This is a genomic window from Lysinibacillus sp. COL-1 (genome assembly GCF_059814265.1).
In genome coordinates this window covers 3270795-3297656 of the sequence record NZ_JCAWSJ010000004.1, presented here as the reverse complement: position 1 = coordinate 3297656, position 26862 = coordinate 3270795, and the positions used below count along the sequence as shown (strand labels likewise).

Annotated in this window: 23 protein-coding genes and 1 riboswitch; of the genes, 19 read left to right on the top strand and 4 right to left on the bottom strand. The window is 38.0% G+C overall.

Going from position 1 to position 26862, the window contains the following annotated elements:
- Nucleotides 1-60: 60 nt before the first annotated feature.
- A riboswitch (TPP riboswitch) is annotated at nucleotides 61-158 on the bottom strand.
- A gap of 190 nt (nucleotides 159-348) precedes the next feature.
- The 5 genes from mbcS (at nucleotide 349) to AC6BKE_RS24470 (ending at nucleotide 5427) form a co-directional block, all read left to right on the top strand.
- Nucleotides 349-1950 (top strand): acyl-CoA synthetase MbcS, encoded by a 1602-nt coding sequence (mbcS, locus tag AC6BKE_RS24490; protein WP_499858186.1) that lies wholly within the window; start codon nucleotides 349-351, stop codon nucleotides 1948-1950.
- Between the two features lie 166 nt (nucleotides 1951-2116).
- On the top strand, nucleotides 2117-3130 hold the full coding sequence (gene sppA / locus AC6BKE_RS24485; RefSeq protein ID WP_036118896.1) for a signal peptide peptidase SppA: 1014 nt from the start codon (nucleotides 2117-2119) through the stop codon (nucleotides 3128-3130).
- A 12-nt stretch (nucleotides 3131-3142) separates the two neighbouring features.
- On the top strand, nucleotides 3143-3769 hold the full coding sequence (locus tag AC6BKE_RS24480) for an RDD family protein (protein WP_036118898.1): 627 nt from the start codon (nucleotides 3143-3145) through the stop codon (nucleotides 3767-3769).
- Between the two features lie 134 nt (nucleotides 3770-3903).
- On the top strand, nucleotides 3904-4407 hold the full coding sequence (gene tpx / locus AC6BKE_RS24475; protein WP_004226187.1) for a thiol peroxidase: 504 nt from the start codon (nucleotides 3904-3906) through the stop codon (nucleotides 4405-4407).
- A gap of 90 nt (nucleotides 4408-4497) precedes the next feature.
- Complete coding sequence (locus AC6BKE_RS24470) at nucleotides 4498-5427, top strand: class I SAM-dependent methyltransferase (RefSeq protein ID WP_271910709.1); 930 nt, start codon at nucleotides 4498-4500, stop codon at nucleotides 5425-5427.
- Between the two features lie 209 nt (nucleotides 5428-5636).
- On the opposite strand, the gene AC6BKE_RS24465 is transcribed toward AC6BKE_RS24470, so the two are convergent.
- Nucleotides 5637-6086 (bottom strand): universal stress protein, encoded by a 450-nt coding sequence (locus AC6BKE_RS24465; protein ID WP_036118901.1) that lies wholly within the window; start codon nucleotides 6084-6086, stop codon nucleotides 5637-5639.
- Nucleotides 6087-6511: 425 nt separating this feature from the next.
- Between AC6BKE_RS24465 and ald the strand changes: the two genes are divergently transcribed.
- Nucleotides 6512-7627, top strand: a complete 1116-nt coding sequence (gene ald, locus AC6BKE_RS24460) for an alanine dehydrogenase (RefSeq protein ID WP_036118902.1) — start codon at nucleotides 6512-6514, stop codon at nucleotides 7625-7627.
- A 48-nt stretch (nucleotides 7628-7675) separates the two neighbouring features.
- On the opposite strand, the gene AC6BKE_RS24455 is transcribed toward ald, so the two are convergent.
- Complete coding sequence (locus tag AC6BKE_RS24455; protein WP_271910706.1) at nucleotides 7676-8764, bottom strand: M24 family metallopeptidase; 1089 nt, start codon at nucleotides 8762-8764, stop codon at nucleotides 7676-7678.
- A gap of 233 nt (nucleotides 8765-8997) precedes the next feature.
- Here AC6BKE_RS24455 and AC6BKE_RS24450 point away from each other — a divergent pair, with 233 nt between their 5' ends.
- Together AC6BKE_RS24450 and AC6BKE_RS24445 are read left to right on the top strand one after the other, a co-directional pair.
- The gene (locus AC6BKE_RS24450) at nucleotides 8998-9681 is read left to right on the top strand and encodes a metal-dependent hydrolase (RefSeq protein WP_089934174.1); all 684 of its coding nucleotides are present in this window, start codon (nucleotides 8998-9000) and stop codon (nucleotides 9679-9681) included.
- A 152-nt stretch (nucleotides 9682-9833) separates the two neighbouring features.
- On the top strand, nucleotides 9834-11141 hold the full coding sequence (locus AC6BKE_RS24445) for a DRTGG domain-containing protein (protein ID WP_036118907.1): 1308 nt from the start codon (nucleotides 9834-9836) through the stop codon (nucleotides 11139-11141).
- 56 nt (nucleotides 11142-11197) lie between these two features.
- On the opposite strand, the gene AC6BKE_RS24440 is transcribed toward AC6BKE_RS24445, so the two are convergent.
- Nucleotides 11198-11503 carry a YtpI family protein gene (locus AC6BKE_RS24440; protein ID WP_036118909.1) on the bottom strand — a complete coding sequence of 102 codons (306 nt, stop codon included), beginning with the start codon at nucleotides 11501-11503 and terminating at the stop codon, nucleotides 11198-11200.
- A gap of 90 nt (nucleotides 11504-11593) precedes the next feature.
- On the opposite strand from AC6BKE_RS24440, the gene AC6BKE_RS24435 reads away from it, so the two are divergent.
- The 8 genes from AC6BKE_RS24435 to AC6BKE_RS24400 all read left to right on the top strand — a co-directional run bounded on the left by AC6BKE_RS24435 (nucleotide 11594) and on the right by AC6BKE_RS24400 (nucleotide 21909).
- The gene (locus tag AC6BKE_RS24435) at nucleotides 11594-12538 is read left to right on the top strand and encodes a DHH family phosphoesterase (RefSeq protein WP_036118911.1); all 945 of its coding nucleotides are present in this window, start codon (nucleotides 11594-11596) and stop codon (nucleotides 12536-12538) included.
- Between the two features lie 22 nt (nucleotides 12539-12560).
- The gene (dnaE, locus tag AC6BKE_RS24430; protein WP_036118912.1) at nucleotides 12561-15644 is read left to right on the top strand and encodes a DNA polymerase III subunit alpha; all 3084 of its coding nucleotides are present in this window, start codon (nucleotides 12561-12563) and stop codon (nucleotides 15642-15644) included.
- A 131-nt stretch (nucleotides 15645-15775) separates the two neighbouring features.
- Nucleotides 15776-16417, top strand: coding sequence for a FadR/GntR family transcriptional regulator (locus AC6BKE_RS24425; protein ID WP_036118914.1), 642 nt, complete (start codon nucleotides 15776-15778; stop codon nucleotides 16415-16417).
- A gap of 24 nt (nucleotides 16418-16441) precedes the next feature.
- Nucleotides 16442-17299 carry an acetyl-CoA carboxylase, carboxyltransferase subunit beta gene (accD, locus tag AC6BKE_RS24420; RefSeq protein WP_036118916.1) on the top strand — a complete coding sequence of 286 codons (858 nt, stop codon included), beginning with the start codon at nucleotides 16442-16444 and terminating at the stop codon, nucleotides 17297-17299.
- A complete protein-coding gene (locus AC6BKE_RS24415; RefSeq protein WP_036118918.1) occupies nucleotides 17292-18248 on the top strand; it encodes an acetyl-CoA carboxylase carboxyltransferase subunit alpha in 957 nt (318 codons plus the stop codon). Before accD ends, AC6BKE_RS24415 begins: the two co-directional genes overlap by 8 nt.
- Nucleotides 18249-18571: 323 nt before the next feature.
- Nucleotides 18572-19531, top strand: a complete 960-nt coding sequence (pfkA, locus tag AC6BKE_RS24410) for a 6-phosphofructokinase (protein ID WP_036118919.1) — start codon at nucleotides 18572-18574, stop codon at nucleotides 19529-19531.
- A gap of 26 nt (nucleotides 19532-19557) precedes the next feature.
- The gene (gene pyk / locus AC6BKE_RS24405) at nucleotides 19558-21318 is read left to right on the top strand and encodes a pyruvate kinase (RefSeq protein WP_499858185.1); all 1761 of its coding nucleotides are present in this window, start codon (nucleotides 19558-19560) and stop codon (nucleotides 21316-21318) included.
- A 201-nt stretch (nucleotides 21319-21519) separates the two neighbouring features.
- Nucleotides 21520-21909, top strand: coding sequence for an FxsA family protein (locus AC6BKE_RS24400; RefSeq protein WP_051891590.1), 390 nt, complete (start codon nucleotides 21520-21522; stop codon nucleotides 21907-21909).
- Here the strand turns inward: AC6BKE_RS24400 and AC6BKE_RS24395 are convergent.
- Complete coding sequence (locus AC6BKE_RS24395; RefSeq protein ID WP_082673687.1) at nucleotides 21893-22858, bottom strand: AI-2E family transporter; 966 nt, start codon at nucleotides 22856-22858, stop codon at nucleotides 21893-21895. The genes AC6BKE_RS24400 and AC6BKE_RS24395 overlap by 17 nt on opposite strands.
- 250 nt (nucleotides 22859-23108) lie before the next feature.
- Between AC6BKE_RS24395 and citZ the strand changes: the two genes are divergently transcribed.
- The 3 genes from citZ (at nucleotide 23109) to mdh (ending at nucleotide 26683) form a co-directional block, all read left to right on the top strand.
- Nucleotides 23109-24224 (top strand): citrate synthase, encoded by a 1116-nt coding sequence (gene citZ / locus AC6BKE_RS24390; protein WP_036118926.1) that lies wholly within the window; start codon nucleotides 23109-23111, stop codon nucleotides 24222-24224.
- A gap of 79 nt (nucleotides 24225-24303) precedes the next feature.
- Nucleotides 24304-25566, top strand: coding sequence for an NADP-dependent isocitrate dehydrogenase (gene icd, locus AC6BKE_RS24385; protein WP_499858184.1), 1263 nt, complete (start codon nucleotides 24304-24306; stop codon nucleotides 25564-25566).
- 178 nt (nucleotides 25567-25744) lie between these two features.
- On the top strand, nucleotides 25745-26683 hold the full coding sequence (mdh, locus tag AC6BKE_RS24380; RefSeq protein ID WP_036118928.1) for a malate dehydrogenase: 939 nt from the start codon (nucleotides 25745-25747) through the stop codon (nucleotides 26681-26683).
- Nucleotides 26684-26862: the final 179 nt, after the last annotated feature.

The following is a 26862-nucleotide window of genomic DNA, read 5'->3' as shown; positions in this document are numbered from 1 at the left end:
AAGCATGCAAAAAGGCTCTTTTTATGTGAAAATACACGAAAAAGAGCCTTTCATCTGAAAAAATCGATGTCTGTTGCTCCCTACGTCAGTATTAACTAACAGGTTCAAAGGGTCAGGTTTTACCTTCTCAACTCTTTCGAGTCCCCCTGCAATTTTGCTTTTAGTTGACCAAAATGTACCATACTTTTCATTTGTATTCAATAGCTAGTTTTCCTATCGACAAAACGTGACTGATGCCATATAGCTAGGTATGATAGTTGTCATGACTTTACCTAAATTAAGCGCAAACCATTGAAAATACTGAAAAAGGAGTTTTATAATGTGTCATAGCAAAAGGGGGCATCTGCCATGAAAAGACAAGATTTAGTTGCACCAGAATGGTATAACATAACAGAGGAAATTGAAAAATATGCTCAGGATGCAACGAAAAATGCTTTAATTATTTATGAAGAAAATCAAGCTGTACAATTTATTACATATGCACATTTGATGGAAAAAGCGAATCAAGCAGCACATGTTTTCACCTTACAAGGTTTAACGAAGGGTGATGTGATTTTAGTGATGGTACCACGCTCAGTGGAAGCATATATTGTTTATATTGCAGCATTAAAAGCAGGTTTAACCATCATTCCAAGCTCAGAAATGTTAAGAACAAAAGATATTGAGTATCGCATTCATCACGCCAATGCTAAAGGGGTTGTTGCCTATGAGCCCTATATTGAACAATTTGATGAAGTTGGAAATTTACAGGGCATACAGCAATTTGTCATAGGGAAAGCACATGAGCCTTGGCAGCCTTTACTAGAAAAAATGCACCATCAACCTACAACTTACATAAATCCGACCCCGACAAAAAGTACTGATAATGCATTTTTAGCCTATACAAGCGGCACAACAGGTAACCCGAAGGCAGCGGTACATACACACAGCTGGGGCTATGCTCATTTACGAACAACAGCACCACATTGGTTAGGTGTACAAGAAAATGATATTGTTTGGGCAACAGCAGCACCTGGATGGCAAAAATGGATATGGAGTCCCTTTCTCGCTACATTAGGCAGTGGTGCTACTGCATTTGTTTACAAAGGTAAATTTGATGCTGCTTCCTATTTGGCAATGCTTGAAAAATTCAAAATCAATGTATTATGCTGTACACCAACTGAATATCGTTTTATGGCATCACTTGAAAATTTACACGCATATGATTTACATGCAATTCGCCAAGCTGTATCAGCAGGTGAACCGTTAAATAGTGAGGTTATCAACGTATTTTCAGAAACATTCCATTTACAAGTGCGAGATGGCTATGGTCAAACGGAAAATACATTACTTGTTGGTACAATGGTAGGGATGGAGGCGCGAGTTGGCTCAATGGGAAAACCTACTCCTGGCAACACCGTTAATATTATTAACGATTTCGGCAATCCTGTTGCAGTGGGAGAGGTGGGTGATATTGCTGTTCATCGTGAAACACCAGCTCTCTTTAAAAAATATTTAAATGATCCTGAACGTACAAATTTACAATTCCGTGGTGATTGGTATATAACAGGAGATCGTGCCTACAAAGATGAAGATGGCTACTTTTGGTTTGAGGGTCGAGGAGATGATGTCATTATCTCCTCGGGTTATACAATTGGTCCCTTTGAAGTAGAGGATGCTTTGATGAAGCATCCAACTGTGAAAGAAGCTGCTGTCATTGCCAGTCCAGATAAAGTTCGAGGAAATATTGTAAAGGCATTTATTGTTCTTCGTAATGGTGAAATTGGTGATGAAACACTTATTCAAACACTTCAAAGTCATGTGAAATCATTGACTGCCCCATATAAATATCCACGTGCTATTGAATTTGTCGAAGAGCTACCCAAAACATCCTCTGGAAAAATTCGACGAGTTGAATTACGACAACAAGAAACAAAGCAATGGCATTCATCATCATTTCCTAGGAAATAATGTCGAAAATCAAAGTTCATGCAAAGGTATGGACTTTGATTTTTTTTATTTTTTTAGGTAAGGTAATATGAGGAAATAAATAGCAACAAGCTTTTTGCATATTATTGCAAAAAAATGAAACAAATAAGCAAGTCATTCGTATTACGTGTTGAGGAGGCGGAAAGACATGAATGTAAAAAGGTGGGTTGCTTTAGTAGTCGCAGGTGTTCTTTTACTATTTTCATTAGGAATTAATACCATTTTTGCCCTATTTAAAGCAGATTTCCTAGGTAATTTTGATAGTTTGATGGCTGGGAATAATTTAGATGTATATGAAAATGTCATTGAAGGGGACAATTTTGATAAGCGAATTGCTTATTTAAAGGTAGATGGAGCGATTCAAGATATCGGCTCAAGTACATTATGGCAACCAGTTGCCTATGATCATACATTTTTCTTAGAGCAATTGGATAATATTTTGTATGATGATTCGATACAGGGCGTTGTTTTAAGCGTCAATTCACCAGGTGGTGGTGTGAAAGAATCTGCAGAAATCTATAAAAAGCTGCTAAAAATTAAAGAAGAACGACAAATTCCAATTTATGTATCGATGGATTCGATGGCAGCATCAGGTGGTTATTATATTTCAGCACCTGCAGATAAAATCTTTGCCCATCGTGATACAATAACAGGCTCAATTGGCGTCATTATGCAATCCATTAACTACCAAGCATTGGCTGAAAAAGTAGGTGTTAAATTTGAAACGTTTAAATCAGGGGAGCATAAGGATATGCTAAGCCCAATGCGTGAAGTGACACCAGAAGAACGTGCAATGATGCAGGATATGATTAATGAAACGTATGAAGAATTTGTAGACATTGTAGAGCAGGGACGTAATATGTCTGAAGCAGAAGTGAAGAAGGTTGCAGATGGTCGTATTCTTGGTGGCACAAAAGCGCTTGAAGCAGGTTTAATCGATGAAATTGGTGATGAAGAAGCAGCCATCGCTGCTCTACGTGCAGATTATGGACTGGAAGATGCTGCTTTATTTGAGTATGCGTACGATATGGGAGGCTGGCAATCATACGTTGGGATGAAAATTGGCTCCATGTTTGGTCCATCTGCAGAAGAAAAAATGCTAATGAAAATTATGACCGACTACAGTGCACCGAAAATGATGTATTTATACGGGGAATACTAAGGAGGGAGTACAATGACAAACAATGAATTTGTTATGCAAGGTTCACCCTCTATGGAAAATGGCTTTCTTATGAACGCTCCAGATGAGTCAATAAAGCATAAAAACTATGCTTTAAAAACGGCTGGTTTTTGGATTCGGTTTTGGGCATTTTTATTAGATGGATTCATTATTTCTGCTGTAGTTGGAATACTTATCAATCCTATCTTTTATCTAATGGATTGGTCCTTATCAGAATCTGTTTGGTATGCACCGATTTCAATCATCACAGCGATCCTCTATTATAGCTATTTTGTACTGATGACAAAGTTCTTTGGGCAAACACTTGGAAAAATGGTTTTTGGCTTACGTGTTATTTCATTAAAGCATGATAAGCTTACTTGGTCAGATGTGTTATTCCGTGATTGGATTGGCCGCATTATCAATAATATTTTTATGCCTCTGTATATTTTGGTAGTCATTTTACCAGAAAATCAAGGGTTACATGATTATTTTGCAGATACAGCAGTGGTGCACGAAAAAGTCTTTGTTGAAAAGGATCCAGCACCAGCCGCTTTGCCAAAACAGCAAGAGCAGATAGAAACGACTGTGCAAGAGGAAAAAATAGAACTAGCCAAGCTAGAGGAAAAAAATGAACAATAAACAAAAGGCTGTCTCCTAATTCGAGACAGTCTTTCCTATTTCTAAGCTAGTTCTTCTAAAGTAAGCTATCTTAGTTGCAATTAATTCCCTTCATTTAGTAATATTATGTACATATGAAATAAGGAGGCGTTTATATGGCACAAGTAACATTTAAAAATGGTCCAGTAACACTAGTAGGAAATGAAGTAAAGGTGGGCGATCAAGCTCCAGATTTTACGGTATTAGCGAATGACCTATCACCTGTAACATTAAATGATTCAGAAGGTAAAATTCGTCTATTTAGTGTTGTACCATCATTAGATACTGGTGTATGTGATGCACAAACACGCCGTTTTAATGAAGAAGCAGCTAACCTGGGTGACAATGTAGTTATTTATACAGTATCTGTCGATCTTCCATTCGCTCAAAAGCGTTGGTGTGGTGCAGCAGGTATTGATGCAGTGCAAACTGTATCAGATCACCGCGATCTTTCATTTGGTGAAGCGTATGGCGTGTACATTCAAGAATTACGTCTTCTGACACGTGCAGTATTCGTTGTGGATGCAAATAATAAAGTAACATATGTTGAATATGTACCTGAAGCTACAGATCATCCAAACTATGAAGCGGCCATTGCAGCTGTTAAAGCACTAGCATAATGAGCTGCTTTTAGGCTAAGATAATACTAGACAAAGGGGCTGTGACGAGAGTTTGTCACGGCTCTTTTCTGCGTGAAAGGAAGTTTAAATATGGAAAACATCGAGAAATTATTTGGTCTGCTAAATGAGCATGCTGAAAAGATCGAAAAAGAACAAGATTTAACATTGTTAGAAGGGTTGCTAGATGGTCTTGAGGCATGGCTTGATGGCGAAGTGAATTTTTCACAAAAGGATGCAACAAAAGAGGATATTCGCAAAGCTATTCAAATCGCTATTTTAAAAGGAATGCGCAAAGGGTCGCAGCCAAACCATCAAATGACACCTGATACGTTAGGGTTACTAGTTGGCTATTTTGTGGAGCAAATATTTGAAGAGCGCCTTGCAAACGAAAAAATGTCAATTATGGACCCAGCCGTAGGTACGGGGAATTTACTACTAACAGTCATGAATTTATTAGATGGAAAAGTGGAAGCGACAGGCGTAGAGGTTGACGAGCTATTAATTCGTCTTGCTGCTGCTACTGCTGATTTAACAGAACAGCCTATTTCCTTATACCGTCAAGATGCCTTAGAAGATTTATTGGTAAACCCAGTGGATGCCGTTGTTTGTGATTTACCTGTAGGCTATTATCCTAATGAAGAAGTAGCACTCGATTATGAATTATGCGCAGCAGAGGGGATGAGTTATGCTCATCATCTATTCATTGAGCAATCGATGAATTATACGAAGGATGGCGGCTATTTATTTTTCCTTGCGCCATCACATCTTTTTGACTCCGAGCAGTCTAAGCAACTACACAAGTACATTCAAAAGCATGCTTGGATTCAAGCCATTATTCAATTACCTGAGGCTATGTTTGCCAATAAGGCATTAGAAAAAAGTATTGTGATTTTGCAAAAGCAAGCAAAGGAATTGAAAGCACCTAAAGAAGTACTATTAGCAAAAGTACCGAATATGCAGAATAAGCAAGCTCTTGCGCTGTTCTTTGAAAAAGTGAGGATGTGGAAAGAGGGCAAATAATTGCTCTGGAAGCCGACATAAGTAAAAAGATGATGTTACTACTAGCAGAAAAAGACCTTTTGGTAAGGTGAGGGTGATTTCTGTTGGACCAGCGTCCTTTAGAATGAAAAGCCTTTTTCACCCTTCATAGAAATTCTAGTGATCGTTTTGTTTTTCAACACAATGTAAAAAGGTATCCTATGGAAGGATACCTTTTTATGTATTGCGAATTAGTTTTCTGGTGTACGGATAACAAGTACGTCACATTTAGCTGAACGTACAATTGCTTCAGATACTGAACCGATTAGGAAGCGTTCAACTGCATTTAGACCAGTTGCACCACAAATGATTAGATCTGCGTCTACGACTTTAGAAAGCTCTTTTGTAATGATATTTTTAGGAGAGCCGTACTCAATGATAAGATTAACGTTTGTTAAGCCTTCATCTTCAGCTTGTTTTTTGTAACCATTTAATAGCTCTTCAGAGAATGCTTGAGCACGTTCTGCAATGGAACGGTCATATGCTTCGATTGCAGCGAATGAACGTGTATCAATAACATTTACTAGATTTAAGACAGCACCTTCGTTTCGTTTTGCAACATCAATTGACTTACGAAATGCATATTCAGCTTCTTTTGAGCCGTCTACTGCAACAACAATGCTTTTATAATGATTAGCCATTTTGAAAAACCTCCCTGATTTGTATATGTTGATTATACCAAATGATTTTCTAAAGGAAATACTTTCCGAAAGAAAAATATGAAAAAGTGAAGACATTTCATTTCAAAATGTCAATTATATACACTTACTTAATTCCCACTATTTACAGCGTGTAAACGCCTTTTGATCGGTAGAACTTGTGGAAGTATTTACTTCGTTAGCAACTGTTATAGCCGTCTTTTTAGTTTTCAAATATAATAATTTATACCATTATTCATCGTTTAAATATTTAGTATTTTATAAATGTTAGAAATTTTATTTGTATTTGCTTTAGTTAAAGCTTTTTTTGCATTTGTTTGGTAATATGGAATGGCAAGGGGTGCATCAATTCTTAGTTACATAATAATGATGCTTATTTTTTATGCTATGGAAGGGGATAGGAAACAATGAAGATTGGTATTCCAAAGGAAATTAAAAACAATGAGAATCGTGTAGCCATGACACCAGCAGGAGTTGTAACTTTAACACACGCAGGTCATGAGGTATACATTGAAACTGGAGCAGGCTTAGGGTCAAGCTTTACGGATGCTGATTACATTGCAGCAGGAGCTCATATTGTTCAAACTGCTAAAGAAGCATGGTCACAAGAAATGATCATGAAGGTAAAAGAACCTGTAGCTTCTGAATATGATTATTTCTATGAAGGTCAAATTTTATTTACGTATTTACACTTAGCGCCAGAGGTTGAACTAACTCAGGCACTTTTAAATAAAAAGGTTGTAGGTATTGCCTACGAAACAGTGCAATTAGCAAACGGTTCATTACCATTGTTAACGCCTATGAGTGAAGTAGCTGGTAAAATGGCTACGCAAATCGGTGCACAGTTCTTAGAAAGAAACCATGCTGGTAAAGGTATTTTATTAGGTGGCGTTTCAGGTGTGCAGCGTGGCAAGGTGACAATAATCGGTGGTGGTATCGCAGGAACAAATGCTGCAAAAATCGCTGTTGGCATGGGTGCGGATGTGACAGTAATCGATTTAAGCCCAGAACGTTTACGTCAATTAGAAGATCTGTTTGGTCGTGATGTTCAAACATTAATTTCAAATCCTTATAATATTGCAGAATCAGTGAAAGATTCAGATTTAGTCATTGGTGCGGTGTTAATACCAGGCGCAAAAGCACCGAAACTTGTATCTGAAGAAATGATTCAGTCAATGCAAGCTGGCTCTGTTGTAGTCGATATTGCGATTGACCAAGGCGGTATTTTTGCTTCGTCTGATCGTGTGACAACTCATGATGACCCAACATACGTGAAACATGGCGTAGTACATTATGCAGTAGCAAATATGCCAGGAGCAGTACCGCGCACATCAACAATTGCTTTAACAAATAATACAATTCCATATGCACTTCAAATTGCAAACAAAGGCTATAAACAAGCTTGCCTAGATAATGCGGCACTGAAAAAAGGTGTGAATACATTAGATGGACAACTAGTCTATAAAGCAGTGGCAGATTCACAAGGTCTTCCATTTGTCGAAGTGGATGAGTTAATTCAATAAATCAAAAAAGGAAGCACTACACTAGTTGCTTCCTTTTTTTGTGTGTAATTATAGAACAATTAAATCTTTCGGGAATTTTGTTAATACTTCAACGCCATCTTTCGTTACAACTACATCATCCTCAATGCGTACGCCTGTCACATCTGATTTATAAATCCCTGGCTCAATTGTAAAGACCATGCCTTCTTCCATCGTCATTTCATTTGCACCTGTAACGGATGGGAATTCATGCACAGAAATTCCAAGGCCATGACCAAGACGGTGAGTGAAATATTCACCATAGCCAGCTTCTGTGATAGTATCACGTGCAATTTTATCTAAGTCCATCGCACGAATACCTGGTTTTACAGCTGCGACAGCATTTGTATTGGCAGCTAAAACAGCGTGATAAATTTCCTTCTGTGCTTCACTAGGCTCCCCAAAGGCAACAGTACGCGTAATATCTGAGCAATAGCCATCGTAAATAACCCCAAGGTCAAATAATACCATATCCCCTTTTTCAATTTTACGTGCACCTGGCTTGCCGTGAGGAGAGGCCGTTTTTGGACCACTTAATACCATTGTTTCAAAGGACATTTTGCAACCTTTATCTTGAATAGCACTTTCAATCGCTTTTAGAATTTCCATTTCTGTTTTCCCTTCAGCGATCTCCTTACAACCGATTTCAATTGCATAGTCTGCTAGCTCCGCAGCTTTACGTAATTTTTCTAATTCAGTCCCATCTTTGATGACGCGCATAGCATTAATCTTTTCATCAAGGCGAACAAAGTTAGCCTGTGGGAATGATTGCTGTAAAGCTTCTAAACGCTCGACGATTAGTTGCGCTTTTTCAATAGCAAACGTAGTCGGATTAACTTGGCGTGAAATGATTGCTTGCGCAAGAACGTCCATTGAGTTTTCAGTATCCTGATGGCCGATTACCTCATAAGACCAACCTGCTGCCTTCGCATCTGGAATCTCCATTTGTGGACAAATTAGAAAAGGCTCGGCATCTTTAAAAATCATGACTCCTAGTAATCTTTCATGTGGATCACTTTTAAAGCCTGAAACGTAAAAAACATTGTCAGGTGTTGTTACAAATGCTGCATCGATGTGATGTTGCTGTAAATAACTTTGGATTTCTTCGACCTTTGACATCAATATGTCCTCCTTTTAGTACATGGGAAATTTTACGTAAAAAAGCGTCGACTCTATAAAGCAATGTCGATGTTCCTTTTCTAGTACTGAATAATTGTGCGCTAACAGGGTATAAGGCTGTTAGAGAACACTACGATTATTCTCTGTACAAGCATATCAAAAAAAGGGAAAAAGCGCATGAGTAGCGAATTAAAATGATGAACTGTAATTTGGTTTTCGAGGAGGATTTTAAAATGGAAATTAGTTATCATGGACATTCAGTTGTCAAAATTCAAACAAACGGGAAAACAATTTTAATTGACCCTTTTATTAATGGCAATGGGCAAACAGACTTAACGGTGGCAGGAGAAGCACCAGATATTATTGTACTTACACATGGACATAATGATCATGTTGGGGACACAGTGGAGCTAGCGAAGAAAAAAGATGCGTTAGTCATTGCTCCAAATGAATTAGCTAATTGGATCTCTTGGCAAGGTGTAAAAGCACATCCAATGCATATTGGTGGTGCTAAGGAGTTTGACTTTGGTAAGGTGAAGTTTACACAAGCCTTTCACGGTTCATCTTATGTAACAGAAAATAATGAAATAATTTATATGGGTATGCCGGCAGGGGTTTTATTATTTGTTGAGGGATTAACGATTTATCATGCAGGTGATACAGCTCTATTTAGTGATATGAAATTAATTGGCGAACGACACCCTATTGATATTGCATTTTTACCGATTGGGGATAATTTTACAATGGGACCAGAGGATGCAGCTTGCGCGGTTTCATTCTTAAAGCCGAAAATTGTCGTACCAATTCATTACAATACATTCCCACCAATCGAGCAGGATCCACAAATTTTTGCAGATTTAGTGCAAAATACAGAGGTTCAAATTTTGAAAGCTGGCGAAAAAGTAAACTGTTTCTAATCGTTGATAGGGCTGTACTATATGAATTGACACCACGCTAGTAGTTGAAATGATGGGGAAAGTTAAACAATTTGATCACTTTATATTAAATATTTTTATAAAAAATATGGTACACTAAGAGCAGAATAGAAGCTTAGGAAATAGGTGATATTTTGTCTACAAAACATGAGAAAATTTTACAATACATCGAATCACTACCCGTGGGTGATAAAATTTCAGTACGTCAAATAGCGAAAGAAATGCAAGTGAGTGAAGGGACGGCTTATCGTGCCATAAAGGAAGCGGAAAATCGTCGCTTAGTAAGTTCGATTGAGCGTGTTGGAACAATTCGCATTGAGAAAAAAAAGAAAGAAAATATTGAACGCTTAACTTTTGCAGAAATTGTCAATATTGTCGATGGCCAAGTTTTAGGTGGAAAATCGGGTCTACATAAAACGTTAACGAAATTTGTCATTGGTGCAATGCAATTAGAAGACATGATGCGTTATACAGATGCAGGTAGCTTATTGATTGTTGGTAACCGGATTAAGGCACATGAAAATGCACTTCGAGCGGGTGCAGCTGTTTTAATCACTGGCGGTTTTGATACAACGGAAGATAATAAAATACTTGCGGATTCATTAGATTTACCCATTATTTCAACAAGCTATGATACGTTTACAGTAGCAACAATGATTAACCGAGCAATTTATGACCAATTAATCAAAAAAGATATTTTATTTATTGAAGATATTTATGTCCCAATGACTGACACGGCTGCCTTAAAAAATGATGAAACGATCCATCATTTTCATAAGTTAAATGAACGCACAACACATGGTGCATTTCCTGTTGTCACACATCAAAATAAATTAGTCGGGATGATTACCGTAAAAGACGTTATTGGTCGTGAAGAGAACGAGCTAGTTGAAAAAGTAATGACAAAAAATCCGATTGCTGGTTCCATGAAAATGAGTGTCGCTTCTGCTGGGCATCGTATGATTTGGGAAGGAATTGATCTTTTACCAATTGTTGATGATGACAATGTTTTGCAAGGTGTTATTAGTCGTCAGGATGTACTTAAGGCGCTGCAATTAGCACAAAGACAGCCTCAGCACGGTGAAACGATTGATGATTTAGTGAAAAATGAAATGAAGGTACTGGGTGATGAAGAACTAATAGTAGAGTTTAAAGTCACACCACAAATGACCAATCAATATGGGGCCATTTCATATGGTGCTTTTACAACTTTACTAGCTGAAGTTGGTTCATTTGCCTTAAAACGCCGTAAACGTGGTGATGCAGTGGCTGAGAATATGACTATTTATTTTATTAAGCCGGTTCAAATGGAAAGTACGCTTACGGTTAAGCCTCGCATTTTAGACATGAGTCGTAAGTTTGTGAAAATGGACTTCGAAGTGTATAATCAACAAATGCTTGTCGGTAAGGCAATGATGATGTTCCAACTATTAGAACGTTAAGTATTGAAAAAGGGATGGCCTAGCGCAATTGCTTGGTCATCCCTTTGTTACATATATTATTGATTAATGCGGAATTCTTCCTCAACAAATTGCCCATAATGGCGTGCTTTTTTTATATTTTCTATAACAACTAAGATGCCTAGTGCGACAAGAATTGCTACAATAATAAATGTAAATAAGCCTGGGAATAAATAAGCTTGATTTAAAGCGAAGGATAAAATTAAGGAACCTAAGCCGATATTCGCCTTACTTTTATACCAATTTTTGGCGATTGGTAATGGAGAACGGAATTGTTTTGTTTTAAAATAGAAGTAAAAAACAAAAGATATGATAATCGCAAATACAAATATTAAATTGAGCATAGTAAACCTCCTAGCATAACTAGACATTATTGTAACGATAATTATAAAAAAATGCTAACGGTTCTTACTATCATTTTGGAGGAATTTAAGGTGAAAAGACAAATCATCGACACAATTAAGGCCTTTGAAACAATCATTATTCATCGTCATGTACGTCCAGATCCGGATGCTTATGGTTCTCAGCAAGGTTTAAAAGAGATTATTTTAGCCAACTACCCTGAGAAAAAGGTCTTTGCTGTTGGTGAACATGACGCTTCCTTATCGTTTATGGCACAGCCTGATGAAATAGCAGATGATATGTACGACAATGCTTTAGTAATTGTCACAGACACAGCCAATACAGAGCGGGTTGACGATCAACGCTATACAAAAGGAAAAATGGTGATAAAAATTGATCACCACCCAAATGACGATGCATATGGTGACTTATTATGGGTAGATACGACAGCAAGCTCATGCAGTGAAATGATTTATGAATTGTATGAAGAAGGCAAGGCAGTTGCTAGCTGGCAACTTACAGATGCTGCTGCACGCTTATTATTTGCAGGAATTGTAGGGGATACAGGAAGATTCCAGTTCCCAAGCACGACAGCGAAAACATTTAAAGTGGCTTCAGAGCTGATTACATATGATTTTGATCGAAATCAAATTTTTGATGGTATGTATGAAATGGAGCAAAAGCTACTTAATTTACAAGGCTATATTTATCAAAACTTTACAATGGATGAGCATGGGGCTGCCTATGTAAAGCTAACAAAGGAATTGTTAGCGGAATATAATACAGTGCCATCTGAGGCCTCTTTATTAGTAGGATGCCTTGGCAGTGTCAAAGGGATATGCGCGTGGGTTGTTTTCATTGAAGAAGTAGATCAAATACGAGTACGTCTACGTTCGAAGGGACCTGTTATTAATACATTAGCAAAAGAATTTAATGGTGGAGGACATCCGCTTGCATCTGGTGCGACAGCTTATTCATGGGAGGAAGCTGACCACGTTATTTCAAGATTACAAGAAATGTGTAAGGCGTATCATTAACAGAGAAAAGGAAGGGATTCATTTGACACATGTATATACGAAAATGTATACGAGCGCGGATTTATTGAAAAGCACAATTCGGCTTGAGCAATTGATTCCTTTTTTACAAGAGCAAAAGACACAGGCCTGTGCAATCGTTAATACGAAATTGTACGGGCTTTTGCCTTTTTGTAAAGCATTGCAGCAAGCAAGTATCCACGCTGTCATTGGGCTTTCCGTTAACGTACAGTGGCATGAGAAAACCATCCCTCTTGTTCTGTATGCACAAACGCAGGAGGGCTATCAACAGCTATTAAAGATTAGTAGTGCTATATCCATTAGACAAGACGAAGTGTTGCCTTGGAAGTGGCTTGAGGGATACGCAGCGGGTTGTATAGCTCTGCTTTCCACAAATGATTTTGCAGATTTAGAGGATTGGCATACTGCGGTCACTGCTTTAATTCAGCTATTTCAACAGCAATTATATGTGGGCATCGCTAGACCAGATGGAGTAAAAACAGCGAATGAAGAAGAAATAGTGATTTGGTGCGAAGAACAGTCTATTCCGCTTGTTGCCACTCAAAGCTGTTATTTTTTACGTCCAGAAGATCATTTTGCTTATGAAGTAGCAAGAGCAATTGATACAGGTGATAAGCTAGGAAACACTATGCTAACGGCCGATGTGCAAGGCTATTTTGCACCGACAGCAGATGAATGGCAAAATTGGTTTGCTGATCATCCACAGTGGCTTGAAGCAAGTGTACAAATGCTTGCTAGCTGTAAAGCTGTTGTACCTGAAATGTCTGTGCAAATGCCTAAATTTCCTGTACCTGTAGATGAAACAGCTGAAAGCTTGCTGATGAAGGAAGCATTTACAGGATTAGAAGAAAGATTTCAGCAAATGACGATACCTACAGCCTATCGGGAACGGCTACAATATGAGCTTGAAATTATTTGTTCCATGGGCTTTGCTGACTATTTTTTAGTTGTCGCGGATTTTATGCACTATGCGAAAGAAAATCGCATTTTGACTGGACCTGGTCGTGGTTCGTCCGCAGGTTCCCTTGTGGCATATAGCCTCGCCATTACACAAGTAGATCCACTTGCCTATGGTTTATTATTTGAACGTTTTTTAAACCCTGAAAGAATTACTTTACCTGATATTGATATTGATTTTGTTGATAGTAAAAGACATCAAGTGATTCAGTATGTTGCCCAAAAATATGGCAAAGCCAATGTTGCGCAAATTATTACATTTGGCACACTGTCTGCAAAGGCAGTTGCGAGGGATGTTGCAAGGGTTTTTGGTTTTGAGGCAGAGACATTAGAAAAAATTTCGAAGATGATTCCAAATAAGCCTGGTATTACATTGCAAAGAGCTATGGCAGAATCACATGACTTTCAAAACTGGCTTGCAGACAATGAAAAGCATCAGCGATGGTTCGAGGTAGCGCTAAAATTAGAAGGTCTGCCTAGAAATTCCTCTACACATGCAGCTGGTATTGTCATCGCCCCTTCGCCATTAGTGAATACGGTACCAATTGAAGAAGGGCATGATGGTATTTATAGTACGCAATGGCCGATGGGAGATATTGAAGCGTGCGGTCTCGTCAAAATGGATTTTTTAGGCTTGCGTAATCTCACCATTTTAGAGCAAATACGTTGGTCTATTTATAAAGTGGGAGGACCTTGGATAGAATTTGAACGAATCCCTATGCATGATGAAAAGACGTTTCAACTTTTACAAAAAGGGGATACGCTAGGGATTTTTCAATTAGAATCAGACGGAATGAAACAAGCTTTACGTGATATCCATCCTACGAACTTTTTAGATATTGTAGCTATAAATGCACTTTATCGTCCTGGTCCAATGGATTTTATTCCGGTCTATGCAAGAAGAAAAGCTGGCAAAGAAATGGTTACGATGCCCCATCCAGTGTTAGAGCCTATTTTACAAGAGACATTTGGTGTAATTGTCTATCAAGAGCAGATTATTAAAATTGCCTCAGTTCTCGCAGGATTTACAATGGGACAAGCCGATTTACTGCGCCGTGCAGTGAGTAAAAAAGATCGTCAAGTTTTAGAGGAGCAACGTGCTGCATTTATTCAAGGGGCATTACAGCAAGGCTTTGATCAGCAAGTAGCGGAAGAAGTCTATGAACTGATTGTGCGTTTTGCGGATTATGGTTTCCCTAAAAGTCATGCGGTTGCCTATAGTGTCATTTCTTATCAAATGGCCTATTTAAAGGCGCATTTCCCTCGAAGCTTTTATGCAGCGTTATTATCTAATGCAACAGGTAATGTCGATAAGATTCAACAACTTGTCCATGAGGCAAAGGATAAAGGCATCCCATTTTATCCACCTTCTTTAAAAAACAGTACAAAGTATTTTACAGTAGAAAATGAAGGTATTCGCTACAGCTTATCTGGCATCAAAGGTGTGCCCCATACTCTGATAGAAAAAGTGAATACGCTACGTCAAACAAGTCCAGAAGTACTGAATAATATGTTTGATTTGGCTGTTGCCTTAAGTGCACAGCATTTTAAAGCCAAAGTGATGGAAGCATTAATCTATGCTGGAGCGCTTGATTATCTTGAGAAGGACAGGGCTGTTCTTCTCATGACAGTAGACGCAGCCTTAAAACATGCGGAGTTATTAAGACCTACTGAAGATATAGATCTGGCATCAGCTATGACACTTAGTTTTGGTAAGCCAAAATATATGCAGGCAGAAGAGATGTCTCAAAAGGAAAAATTAGTACATGAGAAGGAAAGCTTAGGTTTTTATATTTCTACCCATCCAGTAGCACAAGAAAGACTACACTGGCATGATGTCAATAGTACTTGTCGCGAGTTAAAGCAACTTCGTGACGGTAGTTATGTAAAAATGATTGGTATGATTGAAGAAGTGAAAAAAATTCGTACAAAAAAAGGGGAGCAAATGGCCTTCGTTCAGCTACAGGATGAGTATGGAGCTGTTTCGATTACATTATTCCCTCAAGTTTTTCAACTTGTCCAAGATTTATTGTTAGAGGATGAAATGCTAGTAATTGATGGTGTGTTGGAGAGGCGTTTTGGTAAGCTACAAATCAAAGTAAAACATGCACAAGCGACAAAAAAGATATGAAATGAAACAAGAATATAGAAACTGCATAAATTTTATGCAGTTTTTCCTTTACTTTTGAACGGTTCTTTTGTAAGCTAGAATCAACGTTAAAAAGTGGTCAGACCACTTTTTTGATAAGGGGAGTTAGTCGTATGGATAAAAAAACCGAACAAAAAAAAGTGTTTTTAGAAATCGTCCAACAACTACGTCAACTCATTAAAATGGAAAAAATCCAAGCAGGTGAAAAACTACCCTCCGAACGAGTTCTATCAGAGCGTCTAGGTGTCGGGCGATCCTCTGTGAGAGAGGCTTTGCGAAGCTTAGAATTGCTAGGGCTTATTGAAACAAGACACGGTGGTGGTACTTTTCTTGCGTCCACACATAAGCATCAGCTCGTAGAAATACTGTCGATGTTTATATTAGAAGATGAAAAATCGAAGAAAGATGTCGCATTAACGCGACAAATTCATGAAATGGAAGCAATCCGCGTAATAAGTTGTACAGAGATTCTTCGCACACTACCTGTGTGGGATAGTTTTTTTGTGAAACTAGAAATAGAGGGAGCGGTTAATTGTCGAGATATTTTACGAGAGTTATTGATTACGACAGGGAATCGTCTTTCTTTAAAAATCTGGTTTCAATTAGCAGCTTATGATGGCGACCGTTTAAATCGAAACTCAACAGAAGATGAAAAATTAATCATTCAAACGATGTTAAAATCGATGCAGCTTGGGTACGAAAAAGAAGCATTGAAAGCTTATGAACAGTGGATGAGTACTGTACAAAGCATTTAGCTAACAACAAAGGGGGAGTCGAACATGGCAATACGCAGCTTATTTAGTGGTAATCGAAAAAAGAAAGAGGACGGACAAGAAAAGACATTTCCAGAAGGGTTAATGACGAAATGTCCTGAATGTCGTCACATTCAACTGACAAAGGAATTAGAAAAAAACGATAAAGTATGTACAAAATGTAGTCACCATTTCAAAATGACAGCACAAGAGCGTGTGGACTATTTTTTAGATGAAGGCTCATTCGAATCAATGGATGATCATTTACAAACAAGTAATCCCCTTAATTTCCCAGCCTATGTAGAAAAAATTTCAGCCGACCAAGAGAAAACAGGTTTAAATGAGGCTGTCCTAACGGGTGTCGGAACGTTAGATGGCGAAGAAATCGTCGTAGCAATTATGGATTCTCATTTCCGCATGGGTTCAATGGGCTCCGTTGTGGGTGAAAAAATCACGCGAGCAATAGAAAAGGCAACAGCATTAGGTGTGCCATTTATCATCTTTACTGCTAGTGGTGGTGCTCGTATGCAAGAGGGCGTATTGTCATTAATGCAGATGGCTAAAACAAGTGTGGCTTTAAAGCGTCACAGTGATCATGGTTTATTGTTCATTTCTATTTTAACGCATCCAACAACGGGTGGAGTTTCCGCAAGCTTTGCTTCTGTTGGTGATATAAATATTGCCGAGCCACAAGCATTAATTGGCTTTGCAGGTCGTCGTGTTATTGAAGAAACAGTAAGAGAAAAATTGCCAAGCGATTTCCAAACAGCAGAATTTTTATTAGAGCATGGTCAGCTTGATGCTATCTTCCCTCGCAAGGATTTACGTAAGCAAGTTTCATTACTTGTAAAAATGCATACGAAAGGTGGCGTCCAACATGCCTAAAAATTTAGCATTTGAAGAACCAGTCGTACAATTACGAGAGAAAATTGATGAATTAAAAACAATTGCTGCTGAAGCAGATGTAGATATGTCAGGAGAAATCGAAAAGCTTGAAACACGTTTATCGCAATTAGAGCAATCGATTTATGCCAATATGAAGCCTTGGGATCGTGTGCAGGTAGCAAGACACCCAGAAAGACCAACAACTTTACAATATATTGAAGCGATGTGTGAAGACTTTATTGAACTGCATGGTGACCGTACGTTTGGTGACGATGCAGCTATTCTAGGTGGGATTGCCATTTTTGAAGGGCAGCCAGTAACGATTATTGGTCATCAGCGTGGTAAATCGACAAAAGAAAATATACGCCGTAATTTTGGTATGCCGCATCCAGAGGGCTATCGTAAAGCGCTACGTTTGATGAAGCAAGCTGAAAAATTTAAGCGACCGATTATTTGTTTTATTGATACAAAAGGTGCTTACCCAGGTAAAGCTGCTGAAGAACGAGGACAAAGTGAAGCAATTGCTAGAAATCTTGTTGAAATGGCAGGCTTAACTGTACCTGTTATTAGTATCGTCATTGGTGAAGGAGGAAGTGGTGGTGCACTAGCACTAGGTGTAGCAAACCGTGTCTTTATGCTAGAGAACTCAACATATTCCGTTATTTCTCCTGAAGGCGCAGCTTCAATTCTATGGCGTGATGGTAGCCTTGCTAAGCAAGCGGCAGAAGCTATGCGCATTACAGCACCAGATTTAAAAGAACTTGGTGTAATAGATGGCATTATCCCTGAAATAATCGGTGGTGCCCATCGCAATGTGGCAAAACAGGCTCTTTCTATTAAAGAATGCATTAGCGACACACTTCATACATTAAATTCTCTAAATGGAGAACAATTAATTGAAGATCGTTATGAAAAATTCAAAAAAATAGGACAATATACAGAAGCGTAAACATAGTTGTTCATAACAAATGAATGCTCTTATCTGATCGTGTATAAAAAATCTAAGCGTATAAATTTGCTCGTAAAGAGACAAAATTTGTATCTTAACATATTAAAAGGCTATAAAAATTAAAGAAGATAATAGCGCATGATAAACGCCAGACTTCTTGAAGAAATGTTAGATTTAGGATGTTTTGGAATGGAAAGAGTGTGTGAAAGCGCATTCTTTTCATTTTTTATGTAAAAGTTATGTTTTTGTATCCTCAGAGCCCTTACATAGTTTGTTTTTTCATGTTAATGTGAATAATAATAGTAACTGCAGGAGGTTCGACAATGAAAAAAATTGCTGTATTAACTAGTGGTGGAGATGCGCCTGGAATGAACGCGGCTATTCGAGCGGTCGTTCGTAAGGCAGCGTTTCATGGGATTGATGTTGTCGGAATTAAGCATGGTTATGAAGGCTTAATAAAAGGATATATGGAAGAACTTGATTTAGGTGCAGTTGGTGGTATTATTCAGCGTGGTGGTACGCATTTAAATTCGGCCAGATGTCCAGAGTTTAAAGAGGATGCTATCCAACAACAAGGTATTGACAATTTAAGAGCTGCTGGAATTGAAGGACTTGTTGTCATTGGTGGTGACGGGTCTTATCGAGGTGCAATGGATTTAGTAAAAAAAGGTTTCCCTGTTGTAGGGGTGCCAGGAACAATCGACAACGATATTCCAGGAACGGAATATACAATCGGTTTTGATACGGCTCTTAATACAGTCGTAGAATCCATCGATAAAATCCGAGATACAGCTACATCTCATGAAAATTCTTTCATTGTTGAGGTCATGGGGCGTGATGCAGGTGATATCGCCTTGTGGGCAGGCCTTGCTGCTGGTGCTGAAACAGTGTTAATTCCAGAGGAAGATTATAATTTAGATGATATTGTAGCACGCTTAGACCGTGGAGCTGCACGTGGTAAAAAACATAGCATTATTATTGTAGCAGAAGGGGTCATGTCTGGCAGTGAGCTGGCAAAGTTGTTAAATGAAAAAACAGGAAAAGAAACACGCGTTTCAGTGCTAGGTCATATTCAACGAGGCGGTTCACCGACCGCACGAGATCGAGTATTGGCAAGTCAATTTGGTGCACATGCAGTTGAATTGCTAATGGAAGGCAAGGCTGGTCGAGCAGTAGGTATTCGTAATCACCAAGTCATTGATTATGATATGCCAGAAGCTTTTGAAAAAAATCATGAGGCAGATGTAAGCCTTTATACACTAATGAAAGAACTATCAATATAATTTGTTATAAAACGGAGTGGGCAAAAATGAGAAAAACAAAAATCGTATGTACAATCGGACCTGCAAGTGAGTCGGCAGAAACTTTAGAAAAATTAATGGAAGCAGGTATGAATGTAGCCCGCTTGAATTTTTCACACGGATCTCATGAAGAACATGCAGGGCGTATTCAATTAATTCGTGAAGTGGCACAAAAGTTAAACAAACCAGTAGGAATTTTACTTGATACAAAAGGACCTGAAATTCGTACACATAATATGAAAAATGGTGAGCTACATTTAGCAGCAGGCCAAGTGATTGATATTTCAATGACTGAAGTAGAAGGTACTGAGACAAGCTTCTCTGTCACATATGAGCGTTTAATTGAAGATGTTGAGCAAAACTCAATTATTTTACTTGATGATGGTCTTATTCAGTTACGCGTATTAGCAACTGATCTGGAAAAAGGTTTAATTCATACGATTGTTGAAAATGCTGGCGTCCTAAAAAATAAAAAAGGTGTAAATGTACCAGGTGTTTCTGTACAGCTACCAGGGATCACAGAAAAAGACGCGCAAGATATTCTATTCGGTATTGAGCAAGGTGTAGACTTTATTGCTGCTTCATTTGTTCGTCGTGCAAAGGATGTGCTTGAAATCCGTGAATTGCTTGAACAAAATCGTGGTAGTCATATTCAAATTATCCCGAAAATCGAGAACCAAGAGGGTGTCGATAATATCGACGAAATCATCCTAGTATCTGATGGATTAATGGTTGCTCGTGGAGATCTTGGTGTTGAAATTCCAGCAGAAGAAGTACCACTTGTTCAAAAGAAATTGATTTTAAAATGTAATCAAGTAGGTAAACCAGTTATTACGGCAACACAAATGTTAGATTCTATGCAGCGTAACCCACGTCCAACACGTGCAGAAGCAAGTGATGTAGCGAACGCAATCATCGATGGAACAGATGCCATCATGCTATCAGGTGAAACTGCTGCGGGTCTTTATCCAGTAGAATCAGTTCAAACAATGAATAAAATTGCACAGCATACTGAAAATTCTTTAGACTATCGAAAAATTGTTTCTGCCCGTAGTCGTGAAAAAGAAGCGAATATGACGGAGGCTATCTCTCAAGCAGTAGCATATACATCTATCAATTTAGGGGTAAAAGCCGTATTAGCACCAACTGAAAGTGGTAATACAGCAAGAATGATCGCCAAGTATCGACCAGGTGTGCAAATTGTTGCAGTGACAGGCTCTCCAAATACAGCCAATACTTTAACATTAGTATGGGGTGTCTATCCAATTGTTTGTCAACGAGTGACAACAACAGATGAAATTTTAGAGCTAGCTGTAGATGAAAGCTTGAAACATGGTTTCGTTACGCACGGAGATGCTGTTGTCATTACAGCGGGTGTGCCAGTAGGTGAAGCAGGTACAACAAACTTAATGAAAGTACACATTATCGGAGATTTACTAGCTCGTGGTCAAGGGATTGGCAAAGCCTCCGTTGTAGGGAAGACAGTCGTTGCCAAAAATGCTGCTGAGGCACTTGCTTACGATACAGAAGGATGCATCCTTGTAACAGTTGGATCTGATCGAGATATGATGCCAGCTATAGAAAATTGTATTGGTCTGATTACTGAAGAAGGTGGTCTAACGAGTCATGCAGCAGTTGTTGGTCTAAGCCTTGGTATTCCAGTAATTGTGGGCGTAAAAGAAGCCACAACATTAATACGTCATGATCAAGAGATTACAATGGACGCTGAAACAGGAGTTATTTACAAAGGACATGCGAGTGTTCTTTAACAAGTAACGAAAAGCTCTAGTGCGATTTTTTGTACTAGAGCTTTTAAATAAGGTTGTACACATTTTGTGGTAACTTCTTTTCTCTATCAATACTAAGGAATAGACATTCTCTTTGAATGAGGGTATTCATTTTTTTATGAAACTAAATGGGCTATAATAACGTATAAAAGGTATAGCTTTTCATGTAGAAAGGAGAAAAATATGCGTAAAATTTTTCTTGGTTTCGTTGTCTACGCTTTAGCCGAATTGGCGTTATTAATAGTCATTGGACAAAATATTGGTGTTTTAAGTACTTTATTGCTCATTATTGCAACGAGCGTTATTGGTATTTATGTCATGAAGAATAAGGGTATGAATTCTGTCCAAAATGTAAAAAATACGTTGGCACGCGGAGAGGCACCAGGTGCTGCTTTAGTGGATGCATTACTAACGTTTAGTGGTGGTTTGCTTTTAGCATTACCAGGATTTTTAACAGATCTGATTGGTCTACTATTGCTCATGCCATTTTCTCGAAAAATGTTCCAACCAGTTGTCTATTACTGGATGCGTAAAAAAATGAAAAAAGGCCAATTCATTATCGTTCAAAGATAGAGTTTTCCTTTAGCTTTACTGCTAAAAATAAAAAGATAGGGCTAAGCAAGATCCCATAAAAGCCAAACAATAGAATAGAGGCAGCACTGATAAAAAATGTATGGAATGTACGTAATTGTAGCGTATTGGACCAAAGCATTGAATCAGCTAGCTGCCTTGTTAATTGAACAAATAAATACAGTAGTAAAATGGCTACACATAAAAAGGTGTTGCCGTTGAAATAAAAATAAATGCTCATTGGTACAAGAAAAACACCGATTCCGAAAAATGGTAATACATCTGCAAATGCTACAATAAAAGCTTTAATGATGGCTTGTTCAAACTGGAGGATCATAAACCCTGCACAAAGGATTAGTAGGGTAATGGTGAATAATTGAAACTCCACGAATAAGAAGTAATGAAAGAGTTGCATGATTTTTGCAAAATGAGATTGCCACTCATGGCGATATTTCTTAGGGACATATTGAAAAAACCAATAGCGTGATTTCCGTGTTTCTAATAAAGCGAAATAATAAGCGACTAAAAAAATAAACACCTCGATAACATGCTTCATTAATACTTGGAAAAGATCTGCTGTGTAAATGATGATAGAATCAAATATGGACAGTGACTTTTCTTTTAATACTTGTACAAACATGGATTCATATTCACTAAAAAGCGGGAAATTTTGTAATGTCTCTCGAATTTCTGGAAAGATAACAATGATACTGTTAATGGATATGACGACAAGAAGAAAAATACAAGTTAATATGAGTACTTCCACAATAATTGCTGCGATCCAATAGGCAATCCTACAATATTTATGTAAGAAATTTATAACAGGATACGTCGAAAAGGATAAAAAAATTGCAAGTGAAACAGGTAATACAAACCAAAGTATTACTAAATAAAAAATAAAAAGTAAAACACTTGTAGTTCTTTCATATGAAAAATACTTTAAATTCCTCATTTTTACAAATTCACCTCAAATCAATTGATAATACGATTGTCAAAATATACAAAAAAAACTCTTTGGAACAAATATATAGTCGTTCGGACGTCTTTTTCTTTATTTGGAGGATTTTCATTCACAAAGCTGTCAAAAATGATTATAATAGCAATGTAAGCGATTTACTTAATGGTTCATATGAGCAAAAACCGTAAATGCAACAAAAAAAACGCATTTATAACAAAGTTTAAATATGAGGGAGCGATAATTTATGTCAGCAACTAAAGGTTTAGAAGGTATCGTAGCAGCGGAATCTAAAATCAGTTCAATTATCGATGACACACTTACATATGTTGGTTACAACATTGATGATTTAGCAGAAAATGCGTCATTCGAAGAGGTAATTTACTTGTTATGGCATACTCGTTTACCAAAAGAGGACGAGCTAGCTGAATTAAAACAACAATTGGCAGACAATATGTCAATTCCGCAAGCGATTGTCGACCAATTCAAAACATACCCACTTTCAACTGTACATCCAATGGCTGCATTGCGTACTGCAGTATCTTTACTTGGTGTATTCGATGAAGAAGCGGATGTTATGGATCCAGAAGCAAACTACCGTAAAGCAATTCGTCTACAAGCTAAAATTGCTACAGCAGTAACTGCATTTGCACGTGTTCGTAAAGGTTTAGAGCCAGTTGAGCCAAAACCTGAATTAGGATATGCTGCAAACTTCTTATACATGCTAAAAGGCGAAGAGCCAGCAGCTATTGAAATTGAAGCATTTGACAAAGCATTAGTATTACATGCTGACCATGAATTAAACGCATCTACATTTACAGCACGTGTATGTGTAGCTACTTTATCAGACGTTTATTCAGGTGTAACAGCAGCAATCGGTGCATTAAAAGGACCACTTCATGGTGGAGCAAATGAGCAAGTGATGAAAATGTTATCTGAAATCGGCTCACTTGAAAATGTTGAATCTTACATTCAAAATAAATTAGACAACAAAGAAAAAATCATGGGCTTCGGTCACCGCGTATATCGTAAAGGCGACCCTCGTGCACCACATTTACGTGTAATGTCTAAAAAATTAACTGAGCTAACTGGTAAACCAGAGCTATATGAGATGTCAGTTAAAATCCATGACATGATCGTGGAACAAAAGAAATTACCTGCAAACGTAGATTTCTTCTCTGCGTCAGTGTATGATTCTTTAGGTATTGATCATGACCTGTTCACACCAATTTTCGCAGTATCTCGTACTTCAGGTTGGGTGGCACACATCCTTGAGCAATATGCAAACAACCGCCTAATCCGTCCACGTGCTGAATATGTTGGACCAGGCATGCAAAAATATATTCCAATCAGCGAGCGCTAATTTGGAAAATATGCTAGAATGTTTGGGACTGTGTTATCACTAACACAGTCCTATGATTATGAATTTAGGAGGCAACAGAATGTCAAACAAAATTGTAGTTGAAAATGGCGTACTTAATGTACCAAATAATCCAGTAATTCCTTTCATCGAAGGTGATGGAATTGGTCCAGATATCTGGGCAGCAGCATCACGCGTAATCGACGCAGCTGTAGAAAAAGCTTATAACGGTGAAAAGAAAATTGAATGGTTAGAAGTTTTAGCTGGTGAAAAAGCATTTAACCAAACTGGTGAATGGTTACCACAAGAAACTTTAGACAAAATTAACGAATACTTAATTGCAATCAAAGGTCCTCTTACTACGCCAATCGGTGGTGGTATCCGCTCTCTAAACGTAGCATTACGTCAACAACTTGACTTATATGTATGCTTACGTCCAGTACGTCACTTTGATGGAGTGCCTTCTCCAGTTAAACGCCCAGAAGACGTTGACATGGTTATCTTCCGCGAAAACACAGAAGACATCTATGCTGGTATTGAATTCGAATCTGGCTCTGAACAAGCTCAAAAAATCATCAACTTCCTACAAACTGAATTTGGTGTAAACCAAATCCGTTTCCCAGAAACTTCTGGTATTGGTGTAAAACCTGTATCTAAAGAAGGTACTGAGCGTTTAGTACGTTCTGCTATCGAATATGCAATTAAACATAAACGCCCATCTGTTACTTTAGTTCATAAAGGTAACATCATGAAATTCACTGAAGGTGGATTCAAAAAATGGGGTTATGAATTAGCTGAAAAAGAATTTGCTGATCAAACATTCACTTGGAATCAATATGATGCAATCAAAGCTGAACAAGGTGAAGAAGCAGCAAACAAAGTGCAAGCTGACGCTTTAGCAGCTGGTAAAATCTTAGTGAAAGATTCTATCGCTGATATCTTCTTACAACAAATTTTAACTCGTCCAACTGAGTTCGATGTAGTAGCTACAATGAACTTAAACGGTGACTATATTTCTGATGCTCTAGCTGCACAAGTTGGTGGTATCGGTATCGCTCCAGGAGCAAACATCAACTATGTAACTGGACATGCAATCTTCGAAGCTACTCACGGTACAGCTCCAAAATATGCTGGCCAAGATAAAGTAAACCCATCATCAGTTTTACTTTCAGGTGTATTAATGCTTGAACACTTAGGATGGCAAGAAGCTGCTGACATGATCACTAAATCTGTTGAGAAAACAATTTCTTCTAAAGTTGTAACTTATGACTTCGCACGTTTAATGGACGGCGCTACAGAAGTGAAATGTTCAGAATTCGCGAACGAGTTAATCAAAAACCTATAATTTCTATTCTAAAATAGGAATTATCACTAAAGCGGATAGTTTATTCTGCCGATATAATTAGGGTGAAAGTAAATTTAAATTGAATATTTACGATAAACTTGTTTAAACGAGGGAGTGAGATGTATGTCTCCTCCCTCTTTTAAAATATATAACCTAATTTTAAAGGAGCGTATTCAAAATGTCTCTGAAACGTAAAAAAATCTCAGTAATCGGTGGCGGCTTTACAGGCGCTACGGCAGCATTTTTAGCAGCTCAGAAAGAACTTGGTGATGTCGTATTAGTGGATATTCCACAAGCAGAAAATCCAACAAAGGGAAAGGCACTAGATATGTGGGAAGCAGCACCAATACAAGGGTTTGATTCTTATGTACAAGGCACTTCCAATTATGCAGATACGGCTGATTCGGATGTAGTCATCATTACTGCTGGTGTTGCGCGTAAACCAGGTATGAGTCGTGATGATCTCGTTCAAATCAATCAAGGTGTCATGAAAACTGTTTCAAAAGAAATTGCTACGCATTCACCAAATGCTACAATCCTTGTACTGACAAATCCAGTTGATGCCATGACTTATACAGTATACAAAGAAACTGGCTTCCCGAAAAATCGTGTTATCGGTCAATCGGGTGTTCTTGATACAGCTCGTTTCTGTGCATTTGTAGCACAAGAGCTCAATATTTCAGTGAAAGACATTACTGGCTTTGTATTGGGTGGTCATGGTGACACAATGGTGCCATTAACACGCTATTCATTTGCAGGTGGCATTCCGTTAGAAACATTAATTTCTGCCGAACGTTTGGAAGAGATTGTTGATCGTACACGCAATGGTGGAGCAGAAATTGTCAACTTACTTGGCAATGGTTCTGCCTATTATGCGCCAGCTGCGGCACTGATTGAAATGGCTGAAGCCATTATTAAAGATCAGAAACGTATTTTGCCATCTATCGCTTATTTAGAAGGTGAATATGGCTACCATGATTTATACTTAGGCGTTCCTACTTTACTTGGAGCCAATGGTATTGAAAAAATCTTTGAGCTTGAGTTAACGGACAAAGAAAAGGCAGCTTTAGACCAATCGGCAGATGCAGTCCGTAATGTGATGAAAATTTTAGTGTAAATGAATAATGCATCAGCGTTATTAAACAGATTTTTTCGAGCTTACTCGAAAACGAGCAGGATAATTCCTGCTCGTTTTTTTATGTTCAAGTGTTAGGAAGCTTAAGGTCCTTCTGCTTTTCATTGTACTTTTAGCATAAAATTGATACTATGAATGTAGTATGATAGAAAAGGGGTTGG